Source organism: Pseudomonas sp. M5 (assembly GCF_016907075.1).
In the GTDB taxonomy this organism is placed as follows: domain Bacteria; phylum Pseudomonadota; class Gammaproteobacteria; order Pseudomonadales; family Pseudomonadaceae; genus Aquipseudomonas; species Aquipseudomonas putida_E.
In genome coordinates, this window is sequence record NZ_JAFBBH010000001.1 from 3,435,522 (window position 1) to 3,448,002 (window position 12,481).

Here is a 12,481-nt window from a genome sequence, read left to right on the forward strand (position 1 = left end):
GCATTGTAGCCGCAAGGGCGCGGGCTGGCACCCTCAGTGACTGTGACCGGGGCGCCTGGCTGAACGACGAATCAGGCCGATGACCGGCAGCAGGCCAACCAGCACCAAGGTCAAGGCGGGCAGTGAGGCACGCGCCCACTCGCCTTCACTGGTCATCTCGAACACCCGTACGGCGAGGGTATCCCAGCCGAAGGGCCGCATCAGCAAGGTCGCGGGCATTTCCTTGAGCACATCGACGAAGACCAGCAGTGCGGCGCTGAGGGCACCAGGGACCAGCAGCGGCATATACACTTTGAAAAACAATCTCGCCCCTCCGACACCCAGGCTCCGTGAAACCTCGGGCAACGACGGGCGGATGCGCTCCAGGCTGCCTTCCAGTGGCCCATAGGCCACGGCGATGAAACGTACCAGATAGGCCACCAGCAATGCCGCCAGGCTGCCCAGCAGCAATGGCTTGCCTGCCCCACCCAGCCAGCTCGACAGAGGGATCACCAGGTGGTTGTCCAGGTAGCTGAAGGCCAGCATGATCGACACCGCCAGCACCGAGCCGGGCAAGGCGTAGCCCAGGTTGGCCAGGCCAACCCCGGCACGGATGCCGCCGGTCGGCGCCTGACGCCGGGCAAATGCCAGCAGCAGTGCGACGCTCACCGTGATCAAGGCTGCCAGGGCGCCCAGGTACAAGGTGTGCAGCACCAGGCCAACATAGCGCTCGTCCAGGTCATGCCGCCCCCGGTGCCAGAACCATACCAGCAACTGCAGCAGCGGGATGACGAAGGCACAGGCAAATACCAGCAGGCACCAGCCACTGGCCAGCAGTGCCTTCAGACCGCGCAGGTGATAGAGGGCCTGACCCCGCGGGCGTTCGTTTGAGCTGCGCGAGGCGCCACGGGCGCGGCGTTCTCCGTACAGCACCAGCATTACCGCCAGCAATAGCAGGCTGGCCAGCTGAGCCGCGCTGGACAGGCTGAAGAAGCCGTACCAGGTCTTGTAAATGGCGGTGGTGAACGTGTCGAAATTGAACACAGCCACCGCACCGAAATCTGCCAAGGTCTCCATCAGGGCCAGCGCTATGCCTGCGCCGATGGCCGGCCGCGCCATGGGCAGGGCAACCCGCCAGAAAGCTTGCAGCGGCGAAAGGCCCAACACCCGCGCCGCTTCCATCAGCCCCTTGCCCTGGGCCAGGAATGCCGTGCGCGCGAGCAGGTAGACATAGGGGTAGAACACCAGCACCAGCACCACAATCACCCCGCCGGTGGAGCGCACCCGCGGCAGGCGCATGGGCCCGAACACTTCACGCAAGGCGCTTTGCACCGGGCCGGCGAAATCCAGCAGGCCGACGAAGACGAACGCCAGGACATAGGCGGGGATGGCAAACGGCAGCATCAGTGCCCAGTCCAGCCAGCGCCTGCCGGGGAACTCGCAAAGGCTGGTGAGCCAGGCCAGGCTCACGCCGAGCACGGTGACGCCTACGCCTACACCCGCCACCAAGGTGAATGTGTTGCCGAGCAGGCGGCTCATCTGGGTGTCGAGCAAGTGCGACCAGATCTGCACGTCGATCGACTGCCAGGACAGCAGCAGGACGCTCAAGGGCAAGAGCACGAGGGCGGCGGTCAGGATGACCGGGAGGTACCAGCGGCGTTGGGGAGCGTGGGGCAAGGCAACTGTCTCTGTGGCAGATGGCAACCGCTGAGCGGGCTTGCCACGCGAAGGGGCCCTTGTGGGCCCCTGCAGGATAAAGCCTGGGGCTTAGTTCCAGCCAGCCCGATCCATCAAGCGAATGGCCTCGGCCTGGCGTTTGCCTGCCACCTCGACCGGGATGCTGTCAGCCTTGAAGCTGCCCCATGCCGCGACCTCGTCCGATGGCTTGACCTTCGGGTTGGCCGGGAACTCTTGGTTGATGTCGGCGAACAGCTTCTGCGCCTGCTCACCGGTCATCCACTCCACCAGCTTCTTGGCCGCCTCCGGATGCGGTGCGTGCTTGGTCAGGCCGATGCCGGACAGGTTGACGTGCACGCCTCGGTCGCCCTGGTTAGGCCAGAAGATCTTCACCGGCAAGTTCGGGTTCTGCTTGTGCAGGCGGCCGTAGTAGTAAGTGTTCACCACCCCCACATCGCACTGGCCGGCCTCGATGGCCTGGATTACCGAGTTGTCATCGGAGAACACGTCGGTAGACAGGTTGTTGACCCAGCCTTTGACGATCTGTTCGGTCTTGGCCTCGCCATGGTTCTCGATCAGCGTGGCGGTCAGCGACTGGTTGTAGACCTTCTTTGCCGTGCGCAGGCACAGACGCCCTTCCCACTGCTTGTCGGCCAGTGCCTCGTAGGTGCTCAGCTCTGCGGGTTTGACCCGCTCGGTGGAGTAGATGATGGTCCGCGCGCGCAGGCTCAGGCCAGTCCAGTCATGGGACGAGGCGCGGTATTGAGCGGGGATGTTCTGGTCGATGATGGCCGACTTGATAGGCTGCAGGATGCCCATCTGCTCGGCCTGCCACAGGTTACCGGCATCGACGGTCAGCAGCAGGTCGGCCACCCCGTTCTCGCCCTCGGCCTTGATGCGCTGCATCAGCGGGGCTTCCTTGTCGGTGATGAACTTGATCTTGACGCCGGTCTCGGCGGTGTAGGCGTCGAACACCGGCTTGATCAGCTCGTCGATGCGCGAGGAGTACACCACTACTTCGTCCGCCGCCTGGGCGATGCCACCGAACAGCGTCAGGGCCAGGGCGGCCAGTAGGGGCTTGCGTGGCAACATGGGATGCACTCCTCGAATCGTATGAGAGGCGCAAATGGTAGTGAATCCCATTTTCCGGCTCACCTACCCAGCCGTTACCAGATGTTGCAAGAGCACGCGAACGCCTGCAGGAGCGGCCTCGTGTCGCGAAAGGGCCGCAAAGCGGCCCCACAATCTCAAGGTCTGGCCAATTCCGGCAAGTCCCCGGAAAGCCCCAACGCCTGGCGCACGAACAGCGCCTTGGCCTCCGGCATCTGCTGCACCAGCTTCAGACCGCTGTTACGCAACCAGCGCAACGGCAGCGGGTTGGCCTGGAACAGCCGCTCGAAGCCCTCCATCGCCGCCATCAATGCCAGGTTGTGCGGCATGCGTCGGCGCTCATAGCGGCTGAGCACTTTCACATCCGCCAGCCGTTCACCCCGCTCGCAGGCGTTCACCAACACCTCAGCCAGCACCGCTGCATCGAGAAAGCCCAGGTTCACGCCCTGCCCCGCCAACGGATGAATGGTGTGCGCGGCATCGCCGATCAATGCCAGCCCCTCGTCCACGTACCGCTTGGCGTGGCGCTGGCGCAACGGCACGCAAACCCGAGGGTCGGCGTGCAGCACTTGGCCCAGGCGCCCCTCGAATCCACGCTCCAGGGCCTTGAGGAAAGCTTGATCATCCAGCGCCATGAGCTGCTCGGCCTGCTCGGGCGTGGTCGACCACACGATCGAGCACCAGCCCTGCTGGCCGTCTCGCGACAAGGGCAGGAAGGCCAGCGGCCCTTCGTCGGTGAAGCGCTGCCAGGCGGTAGCCTGGTGTGCAGCACTGCAGCGCACGCTGGTGACGATAGCGTGGTGCAGGTAATCCCACTCACGGGTCTGGCAGCCGGCCAGGCGCCGCACCGCCGAATTGGCACCGTCGGCAGCCACCACCAGCGGTGCCCGCAGGCGGCGGCCATCGGCCAGGGTCAGCAGCCACTCATCGCCAGAGCGGCGCATCTGCTCCAGGCGGGCGTTGGGCAGCAGGCCGATATCGCTGTCATGCAGGCGCTCCAGCAGGCCATCCTGCACTACCCGGTTTTCGACGATATGGCCAAGCACCTGCGCGTGCACGCTGGCGGCGGAAAAGTGAATCTGCCCAGTGCCGCTGCCGTCCCAGACATGCATGTCCGAGTAGGGCGAAACACGCCGTTTGGCGATTTCTTCCCAGGCGCCCAAACGCTCGAGGATGCGCTGGCTGGCCGCCGAGAGGGCGCTGACCCGCGCCTCGAACGGCGCATCGCCGTCAAACGGCTTCACCGTCAGCGAACCACCGTCGAGCAGGAGTATCTCCAGGCCACTGTGGCGCAACGCCAAGGCCAAGGCGCTGCCGACCATACCGGCACCGACAATCAACAGATCTGCGCGCATTTCCATGCCTTACGCCTGCCTCGCTTGCGGCTTGAGCCGCACGTATAGGGTTTTATCGACCCGCGCCACCAGCTCGCCGGCACCGTCGCGGACATCGACCTGCAAACGTGGCAGGTATTTCTTGCCGCTGGCGGTCTGCTGGCGGATCTCGTCCAGCAGTGCGTCTTCGATGTGGAAATCGGCATACACCGGGCCTTTGCCCGGTGCGATGAAGTCAATGCTGGCTGCCTTGTCCCAGACGATGTACTCACGGCCCAGCAGTTCGATCAGCAATAGCATGTAGAACGGGTCGACCATCGAATACAGGCTACCGCCAAACTGGGTACCGACGTAGTTGCGGTTCCAGCGGTTCAGCTTCATGCGCACCCTGACACTGCGCATGTCCGGGCTGATGTGCTGAATGCGAATGCCAGCGCCCAGGTACGGTGGGTAAAGGTTCAGCAGCCAGCGCAACATGCGCGCCCGGCGCGCCAGCTTGCGCGGGTTGCTCATGCCTGCCCCCGCGGATCAGGGCGGGTGCCCAGGCCCATGGCCTGGCGGGCGAACCAGCTTTTTGCCGGCGGCAGCAAGTCGAGCCCAAGCAAGCCGATGTTGCGCCCGGCGGCCAGCAACGGCTGATTACTGCCGAACAGGCGGGTAACCTGGTCGGAGAAACCGATGGTCATGGCCTGGTCGAGTTGCTGGCGTTGATGGTACGCCTGCAGGGTCGCCAGATCGCCTGGCTGCTGCGGGCCGGCCAGCAGCGCATCGGCCAGCGACTGCACATCGCGCAGCGACAGGTTGAAACCCTGCCCGGCAATGGGGTGCAGGCTGTGCGCGGCATTGCCCAGTACCACCAGATGCGGGCGCACCTGCTCTTGGGCTTCGACCAGTGCCAGCGGGTAAAGATGCCGTGCGCCGACCTGGCGCAAGGCGCCGAGGCGATAGCCGAATACATCCTGCAGCTCGCGCAGGAAGCTGCGTTCGTCGATCTCGGCCAAGCGCTTGGCGTCCATACCCTGACGGGTCCAGACCAATGCGCAGCGATTCTCAGGCAGCGGCAGCAATGCCATGGGGCCTTGCTCGGTAAAGCGCTCGAAGGCTTGCCCGCGATGGGACTCGCCCGGGGTAATGTTGGCGATCAGGGCGCTCTGCTCGTAGGGCGTGCGGCGCACATGGATGCCCAGTTGCTCGCGCAACCCGGAGCGGCCACCGTCGGCCAGCACTGCCAGGTCGCACTCAAGGCTGGTGTCATCGTCCAGATGCAAGCGATAACCACCGGCGACGGCCTGCATCGCCGTCACTTCGGCCGGGCAGCGCCAGCTCACCACCTCGCTGTCCAGCCCTTGCCAAAGGCACTGACCAAGCCAGGCGTTCTCGACCACGTAGCCCAACGCAGGCACACCCTCCTCCAGCGCATCCAGGCGGGTGGAGCCAAAGCGCCCACGGTCCGAGACCTGGATCTGCCGGATCGGCTCGGCACGCGGGCTGATCGCTTGCCATACGCCCAAGTGCTGATAGATCTGCCGGGTACCGAACGAAAGCGCTGAGGAGCGCGCATCATAGCTGGGCTGGAAGCTGTCGCCCGGGGCGAACGGCTCGATCAGCAGGATCTTCCAGCCACGCGCCTTGGCCCCAGCCTGCAGGGCCAGCGCAAGGCTGGCACCGACCAGGCCGCCACCAATGATCGCCAGGTTGACTCGGTTCATGCCGCGTCCTTACGTGCCGCCTGCATCAGCGCCTCGATCTCGGCGACCGTCCTGGGCACGCCCGAAGTCAGAATTTCACAGCCTTGCCTGGTCACCACCACGTCGTCCTCGATCCTTACGCCGATGCCGCGCCATTTCTTCGCGACCTGCTGATTGTCGGCGGCAATGTAGATACCCGGTTCGACGGTCAGCGCCATGCCAGGCTCCAGCACCCGCCACTGGCCGCCGACCTTGTATTCGCCCACATCGTGCACGTCCATGCCCAGCCAGTGCCCGGCACGGTGCATGTAGAAGGCCCGATACGCTTCACTTTCGATCAGCGCCTGCACCTTGCCCTTGAGCAGGCCCAGCTCCACCAGGCCCTCGGTGATCACCCGCACGGTCGCTTCATGGGCGTGGTTCCAGTGCTTGCCTGGGGCAATCTCGGCGAAAGCGGCGGCCTGGGCCTTGAGCACCAGTTCATAGACGGCCTTTTGCTCAGGCGAAAACCGCCCGCTGACCGGGAAGGTGCGGGTGATGTCGCTGGCATAGCAATCGATTTCGCAACCGGCGTCGATCAGCACCAGGTCACCGTCCTTGAGCGCGGCATTGTTCTCCTGATAGTGCAGGATACAGCCATTGCGGCCGGCAGCGACGATCGACCCGTAGGCTGGCATTCTTGCCCCGCCTTTACGGAACTCGTAGTCCAGCTCGGCTTCCAGGCTGTACTCGTGCAGCCCTGCCCGGCAGGCCTGCATGGCCCGCACATGGGCACGCGCGGAAATTTCTGCAGCGGCGCGCATCACTTTCACTTCCGCCGCCGATTTATACAGACGCATGTCGTGCAGCAGATGATCCAGGGCAACGAACTCGTTCGGTGGCTGGGCGCCAAGGCGCGCCTTGGAGCGGATCACGTTGATCCAGTCCATCAGCCGACGGTCGAACTCGGGGTTGCTGCCCATGGCGCTGTAGACCCGTTCGCGACCTTCGATGAGGCCCGGCAGGATCTCGTCGATGTCGGTGATCGGGAAGGCATCGTCCGCGCCAAAGTCGCGGATGGCACCTTCCTGGCCGGCACGCAGGCCGTCCCACAGCTCGCGCTCAGGGTTACGCTCGCGGCAGAACAGCACGTACTCGCCATGCTCGCGCCCCGGGATCAGCGCGATCACCGCCTCCGGCTCCGGGAAGCCGCTCAGGTACTGGAAATCGCTGTCCTGGCGGTAGACGTGCTCGACATCGCGGTTGCGAATGGCGACTGCGGCAGCCGGCAGGATGGCAATGCTGTTGGGGACCATCTGCGCCATCAGCGCCTTGCGCCGACGGGCATATTCGGCCTTGGGTATGTGGCTCATGGGCAGGACTACCCCCGGTTGATCAGTGCAGCGAAGGTTTTGGCGCAGGCGCGGCCGGCGCGGCCAGCTCTGTGTACAGCAGCAGCGGCGCAACGCGCAGATACTCCATGACTTCCATGTAATCGCTTTCGCCGTCCTCGGATTCTTCCAGTGCTTCCTGGACCTGGGAAATGGCCACCAGGTCCTGGAGCACTTCCTTGGCATCGGTGGACAGGTCCTTGCCGCCAGCGTTGAGCCCGAAGCCGGCGATGAAGCCCTGGCACCACTGGCCCAGCGCCGTGGCACGCTCGGTCAGCGCGGTTTCGTCGCTTGGCAGCAGCAGAACGATCGCAATGTCCTCGCCGGTCAGCTCGGCCTTGACCATCTCTTGCAGGCCGATCAATGCAGCGCGCACATTGTCTTCAGGTTCGTTTTCCAGCACCCCGGCAGCGTCGGCCAGCCAGGCATCGGCCTCGAAGCCGGCACCGGCGCAACTGCGGCCGATCAGCAGGCCGTGCAGCTCGGCGGGGGAAACAGGGTGGCCGTTGCTCGAGAGCAGTGCGGCGAATGCGGTGTAGGGCGATTGGGTATTAGGCATGGGCGGCTAGGCGCCAGACGGCGCATTTGACTAGAATGAAGGCCTTGTATCCTAGCACCGGCAGGCGCGCCAAGACCATCGGCACTGGCCGTCACCGCTCAGGGAGAGGCATGATCGACGGGTGATTCAATGACGGAGCGAATCGAGTGCAACCCACGCAAGAGAACGACCTGCAAGCATTGATGAGCCGGTTCGAGTCGCTGATCGAGCGCGTCGAGCAACTTAAACGGCAAAATGCACTCCTAGTAGCTCAGGAAAAATCCTGGCGCGAAGAGCGCGCCCACCTCATCGAAAAGAACGAGATCGCCAAGCGCAAGGTCGAGTCGATGATCTTACGCCTCAAGGCCCTGGAGCATGACTCATGAGTTCAAGCAATAGCGTCACCGTGCAGATCCTGGACAAGGAATACTCGATCATCTGCCCGCCGGAAGAACGCAACAACCTGGTCAGCGCCGCACGCTACCTGGACGGCAAGATGCGCGAGATCCGCAGCAGCGGCAAGGTGATCGGTGCTGATCGGATCGCGGTCATGGCCGCATTGAACATCACCCACGAGATGCTCCACCGCCAGGAAGACCGCACCGACGCCCCCGCTGGCAGCGCCACCCGCGAACAGGTCCGCGACCTGCTCGATCGCGTCGACAAGGCTTTGTCCGACGACACGGATACCAAAATCGGCTGAGGTTGGTATACTGGCGCCACTCCCTGGGGGATGCGCCAGTCGGTTATGTCCCTGAGCCGATACGCACAACCACGGGGGTTGCACGCTGGGGCCGGTGTGCATGTCCGCCCGACGGAAAGCCTTAACGCCCCCTGCAATCTCCACCTTGAACTTTCGGGTTCAAGGGCTACACCGATAGCGGTCTTATCGGGGAGCCTGATTTCGACTGCCCGCCCACCCCGGCGGGCAGTTCTCGCTTTTAGCTTCGACACCTGGGAACGCCCGTGCCATGACCGACACCGCGCCGCTAACCCGCCCCCAGCTTCGTCGCCTGCTTCGCAATGCCCGCCGCGCACTCACGCCAGCCCAGCAACGCCAAGCCTCCCTTGGGCTGTATCGGCAGCTGGCGCAAAACCCGCTGTTCCGCCGCGCACGGCACATTGCCCTGTACCTGCCCAACGACGGTGAAATCGACCCGCAGTTGCTACTGCGCGAGGCGCAACGCCGTGGCAAACGTACCTACCTGCCGGTACTGCACGCATGGCCGCGTACGCGCATGGTGTTCCAGCGGTTCGAGCAAGGGGAAAAGCTCAAGCGCAACCGTTTCCGTATTCCAGAGCCACTGACTGACCGCAAGCGCCAGCGCCCGATCTGGTCGCTGGACCTGATTCTGCTGCCACTGGTGGGCTTCGATGAAGCCGGCGGGCGGCTAGGCATGGGCGGTGGTTTCTATGATCGCAGCCTGGCCTACCAGGCGCGACGCAAAACATGGAAAAAACCCCTGCTGCTGGGGCTGGCCCATGAATGCCAGAAGGTCGAACGACTGGCGCAGGCCAGTTGGGATGTACCACTGCAGGGCACGGTCTCGGACCGTGACTGGTACCTGGCGCCTAAATAACAGGCGCCAGCGGGGAAGATCAGCGCTGCTGCTGACCGGCTTCGACCGGTGCCTGGTACGCGGTATCGAGCTTGCGCTCCCAGATACCCTGAGCATAACCGGTGGTAACCACACCCAGACCAAAGATGAAGACCAGGACCCAGAGCAGGTCCGGTTTGCGTTGATTCATCGAAGAATGCCCCCCTAGGCATACGTTCTGGCTCGGCGACCTTCTTGGTGCCGCCGGAGCATATAGCGTTAAAATCGGCGCATTTTCCGACAACCTGCGTCGACACGCAAACGTTGACGCCAACCGGCTGTCGGTTTCGTGCAACAGGTTATTTCAAACCTTTTCAGGAGCAGTATCCATGGCCTACTGGCTGATGAAATCCGAGCCCGATGAGCTTTCGATCGAAGGCCTGGGCCGCCTGGGTGAGGCCCGCTGGGATGGCGTGCGCAACTATCAGGCGCGCAATTTTCTGCGCGCCATGAACGTAGGCGATGAGTTTTTCTTCTACCACTCCAGTTGCCCTCAACCGGGCATTGCCGGGATCGCCCGGATCACTGCAGCGGCCTACCCGGACCCAACTGCGCTGGACCCTCAGAGCCATTACTACGACGCCAAAGCCACTGCCGAGAAGAACCCCTGGAGCGCGGTAGATGTGGCGCACGTGAAGACGTTCAGGCAGGTGCTGGGGCTGGGCTTGCTCAAGCAACAAAGCGCGTTGGAGGAGTTGCCGCTGGTGCAAAAAGGCACTCGGCTGTCGGTGATGCCGGTGACCGACGAGCAGTGGGCGGCGATCATTGCGCTGAGCAAATGACCGACCCCGCGAAGAGGCCAGCCTGCCTCTTGATCACTGCACGATCAGGTTATTGAACAGCAGATCTTCGACAATCGGCTTGCCTTCTTCTGCTTCCATCACCTGCTGAACCTGCTTGAGCGCCTCTTGGCGCAGTTTTTCCTTGGCGTCGACGTTGCTCAAGTTATCCACACCCTGTTGGGTGAACAGCGCCACCAGCTGGTTGCGAATCAGCGGCTCGTGGTGCTTGACCGCCTTGGCTGCCTCGTCGCCAGTCACACGCAGGGCCACATCAGCTTTGAATACGCGCAACCTGGGGCCACCGTCGAGGGCGTAGTTGCCTACAAAGGGCGGGCTCAGGCTGATATAGGAGACCTTGGGGGCTCCTTCCTTGGCTTCTTCGGCCAGGGCCGCCGCTGGCAGCATCAGGGCCAGCACCATCAAGATCCACGCTTTCACGAATTCACTCCTCAAAACAATTGGCGCCAGCTTACCCAGCATGCGGCCCAAACCCAAGCCCGGGCTTATGCAGCCCCATCAGGGCGGGCCATGCTCGTTGACCCGGCAGGCCGCCCTCCTACACTTATCGGCCACTACCCGCAAAGGAATAGCCCGATGAAAGCTGTGTTGTGTAAAACCTTGGGGCCGGCACGCAACCTGGTTCTGGAAGAGGTGGCCAGCCCGGTACCGAAGAAAAACGAGATTCTGCTCGAGGTGCATGCGGCCGGGGTCAACTTCCCAGATACCCTGATCATCGAAGGCAAATACCAGTTCCAGCCACCGCTACCGTTTTCACCCGGTGGCGAGGCGGCGGGTGTCGTTGCCGCTGTCGGCGAGCGCGCCGGTGCCTTCCAGGTCGGGGACCGGGTGATGGCCCTCACCGGATGGGGGGCGTTCGCCGAACAGGTGGCCGTGCCGTTCTACAACGTGCTGCCCATCCCCGAAAGCATGGACTTCACCACCGCTGCTGCCTTTGGCATGACCTATGGCACCTCGATGCATGCGCTCAAGCAGCGCGGCCAGTTGCAGCCAGGGGAAACCTTGCTGGTGCTGGGTGCGTCCGGTGGCGTCGGCCTGGCGGCCGTGGAGATCGGCAAAGCCATGGGCGCCAAGGTGATCGCAGCCGCCAGCAGCGCAGAGAAACTGGCCGTGGCCAAGGCTGCAGGGGCGGACGAGTTGATCGACTACAGCCAGGCCAGCCTCAAGGAGGAAATCAAGCGCCTGACCGGCGGCCAAGGGGTAGATGTGATCTACGACCCGGTCGGCGGTGAACTGTTCGACCAGGCCGTGCGCGGGCTGGCGTGGAACGGGCGGCTGCTGGTGGTCGGCTTTGCCAGCGGGACGATTCCACAGATGGCGGCGAACCTGGTGCTGCTCAAGGGCGCAGCGGTGCTGGGGGTATTCTGGGGGGCTTTTGCCCAGCGTCAGCCGCAGGACAATGCGGCCAACTTCAAGCAACTGTTTGCCTGGCATGCCGAGGGCAAGCTGAAGCCGCTGGTATCGAAGACTTACCCACTGGCCGAGGCGGGCGCGGCGATCGAGCAGTTGGGCCAAAGGAAAGCGGTGGGTAAGCTGGTGCTGCTGGCCAGCTAATCATTGAAAGATACGCTGCCCCTGCAGAGCTCTTCGCCGATAAACGCGCGAAGAGCCCTGTACAGCCCAATCAGACCTCACGCAGGTTGTGGCAGCGCCTGAACCGCGCTTCGAGGTTGCGGTCAGGCATCTGGTGGCTGCGCAATGCGTTCAACGTCTGCTCGACATACTCACGCGTGGTGCCATAGCGCCCTTTGGCACTGGCAAGAATCTGGCTAAGCAGCGTATCAGGCAGATTGCCGGCGTAGCACGGCAGGTGCCGCTCAAGTACAAAGCCCAAGGCCTGCACCTTGCTGCCATCACCCAGCCGGCAGCTGAGCCAGTGCGGCCGGTACGCCGGGTACGGCATCTCTCTTTGCCACAAGGCCATCAGCGAGTCGTCGAGGTTGCTTTCATCGAGGCGGTAGGCAAAACCGCTGCACGAACCGCCGCGGTCGAGGCCGAATACCAGGCCTGGCGTTTCCGGCGTACCACGATGCTCGTGCGACCACAGGTAAAGGCCACGGTGATAGCCATGCACGCGTGCTCGCTGGCGCTCTACCGAACTGCACTCCGGGCGCCATATCAACGAACCATAGGCGAACAACCAGACCGGGCCACCGTCATGGCGCGACATGGTCGTATGCATCGAGTTGATCAATTGCTCGCGGGTCAGTTGCTGGCCGAAGTCGAGTGCCGGAGGATAAGCGCTTTTCCAGGATAAACTTTCAAGTGCCGACATAAGCTGCCGCCATTATTCCCTGTGAACTACTGATATAGCGAAAGGCCCTGCAGGGCGGGGCTTGCGCCAGCGCCTTGGGAGCCTGCAACCACCTTAGGATAGAACCGCGCCA

15 protein-coding genes and 1 other RNA gene are annotated in these 12,481 nt (G+C 63.6%); 6 read left to right on the top strand and 10 right to left on the bottom strand.

The features are described from left to right. Nucleotides 1–33 precede the first annotated feature (33 nt). The 7 genes from JOE27_RS15725 to JOE27_RS15755 form a co-directional block, all read right to left on the bottom strand. Nucleotides 34–1,656 (bottom strand): iron ABC transporter permease, encoded by a 1,623-nt coding sequence (locus JOE27_RS15725; RefSeq protein ID WP_119687951.1) that lies wholly within the window; start codon nucleotides 1,654–1,656, stop codon nucleotides 34–36. A gap of 90 nt (nucleotides 1,657–1,746) precedes the next feature. Then, nucleotides 1,747–2,748 carry an extracellular solute-binding protein gene (locus tag JOE27_RS15730; protein WP_161871817.1) on the bottom strand — a complete coding sequence of 334 codons (1,002 nt, stop codon included), beginning with the start codon at nucleotides 2,746–2,748 and terminating at the stop codon, nucleotides 1,747–1,749. 155 nt (nucleotides 2,749–2,903) lie between these two features. Beyond that, the gene (locus JOE27_RS15735; protein ID WP_174142001.1) at nucleotides 2,904–4,121 is read right to left on the bottom strand and encodes a 2-octaprenyl-3-methyl-6-methoxy-1,4-benzoquinol hydroxylase; all 1,218 of its coding nucleotides are present in this window, start codon (nucleotides 4,119–4,121) and stop codon (nucleotides 2,904–2,906) included. Nucleotides 4,122–4,130: 9 nt separating this feature from the next. Then, complete coding sequence (locus JOE27_RS15740) at nucleotides 4,131–4,613, bottom strand: DUF4442 domain-containing protein (RefSeq protein WP_046788199.1); 483 nt, start codon at nucleotides 4,611–4,613, stop codon at nucleotides 4,131–4,133. Beyond that, the gene (gene ubiH, locus JOE27_RS15745; RefSeq protein WP_204919186.1) at nucleotides 4,610–5,809 is read right to left on the bottom strand and encodes a 2-octaprenyl-6-methoxyphenyl hydroxylase; all 1,200 of its coding nucleotides are present in this window, start codon (nucleotides 5,807–5,809) and stop codon (nucleotides 4,610–4,612) included. Before ubiH ends, JOE27_RS15740 begins: the two co-directional genes overlap by 4 nt. Further along, nucleotides 5,806–7,140 (bottom strand): Xaa-Pro aminopeptidase, encoded by a 1,335-nt coding sequence (pepP, locus tag JOE27_RS15750; protein ID WP_115273145.1) that lies wholly within the window; start codon nucleotides 7,138–7,140, stop codon nucleotides 5,806–5,808. The genes ubiH and pepP overlap by 4 nt, the downstream gene beginning before the upstream one ends. Nucleotides 7,141–7,162: 22 nt before the next feature. After that, entirely contained in the window at nucleotides 7,163–7,717 is a 555-nt protein-coding gene (locus JOE27_RS15755; RefSeq protein ID WP_119687953.1) for a YecA family protein, read from the bottom strand. 182 nt (nucleotides 7,718–7,899) lie between these two features. Here JOE27_RS15755 and JOE27_RS15760 point away from each other — a divergent pair, with 182 nt between their 5' ends. The 4 genes from JOE27_RS15760 (at nucleotide 7,900) to JOE27_RS15775 (ending at nucleotide 9,276) form a co-directional block, all read left to right on the top strand. Further along, entirely contained in the window at nucleotides 7,900–8,082 is a 183-nt protein-coding gene (locus JOE27_RS15760) for a TIGR02449 family protein (protein WP_039603542.1), read from the top strand. Further along, nucleotides 8,079–8,399 (top strand): cell division protein ZapA, encoded by a 321-nt coding sequence (locus JOE27_RS15765; protein ID WP_012316783.1) that lies wholly within the window; start codon nucleotides 8,079–8,081, stop codon nucleotides 8,397–8,399. Before JOE27_RS15760 ends, JOE27_RS15765 begins: the two co-directional genes overlap by 4 nt. Nucleotides 8,400–8,416: 17 nt before the next feature. Continuing rightward, nucleotides 8,417–8,596, top strand: a non-coding RNA gene (gene ssrS / locus JOE27_RS15770) — 6S RNA. Nucleotides 8,597–8,667: 71 nt separating this feature from the next. Further along, a complete protein-coding gene (locus JOE27_RS15775) occupies nucleotides 8,668–9,276 on the top strand; it encodes a 5-formyltetrahydrofolate cyclo-ligase (RefSeq protein WP_046788196.1) in 609 nt (202 codons plus the stop codon). Between the two features lie 19 nt (nucleotides 9,277–9,295). On the opposite strand, the gene JOE27_RS15780 is transcribed toward JOE27_RS15775, so the two are convergent. After that, nucleotides 9,296–9,445 carry a hypothetical protein gene (locus JOE27_RS15780; RefSeq protein WP_168216575.1) on the bottom strand — a complete coding sequence of 50 codons (150 nt, stop codon included), beginning with the start codon at nucleotides 9,443–9,445 and terminating at the stop codon, nucleotides 9,296–9,298. A gap of 178 nt (nucleotides 9,446–9,623) precedes the next feature. On the opposite strand from JOE27_RS15780, the gene JOE27_RS15785 reads away from it, so the two are divergent. Then, nucleotides 9,624–10,076 (top strand): EVE domain-containing protein, encoded by a 453-nt coding sequence (locus JOE27_RS15785; protein WP_039603540.1) that lies wholly within the window; start codon nucleotides 9,624–9,626, stop codon nucleotides 10,074–10,076. Nucleotides 10,077–10,109: 33 nt separating this feature from the next. Here the strand turns inward: JOE27_RS15785 and JOE27_RS15790 are convergent, their stop codons facing one another. Then, the gene (locus JOE27_RS15790) at nucleotides 10,110–10,514 is read right to left on the bottom strand and encodes a flagellar basal body-associated protein FliL (RefSeq protein ID WP_046788194.1); all 405 of its coding nucleotides are present in this window, start codon (nucleotides 10,512–10,514) and stop codon (nucleotides 10,110–10,112) included. Between the two features lie 156 nt (nucleotides 10,515–10,670). Here JOE27_RS15790 and JOE27_RS15795 point away from each other — a divergent pair, with 156 nt between their 5' ends. Beyond that, nucleotides 10,671–11,648 carry an NADPH:quinone oxidoreductase family protein gene (locus tag JOE27_RS15795; RefSeq protein ID WP_119687955.1) on the top strand — a complete coding sequence of 326 codons (978 nt, stop codon included), beginning with the start codon at nucleotides 10,671–10,673 and terminating at the stop codon, nucleotides 11,646–11,648. A gap of 70 nt (nucleotides 11,649–11,718) precedes the next feature. On the opposite strand, the gene JOE27_RS15800 is transcribed toward JOE27_RS15795, so the two are convergent. Beyond that, nucleotides 11,719–12,369 carry a gamma-glutamylcyclotransferase gene (locus JOE27_RS15800; protein WP_046788192.1) on the bottom strand — a complete coding sequence of 217 codons (651 nt, stop codon included), beginning with the start codon at nucleotides 12,367–12,369 and terminating at the stop codon, nucleotides 11,719–11,721. Nucleotides 12,370–12,481: the final 112 nt, after the last annotated feature.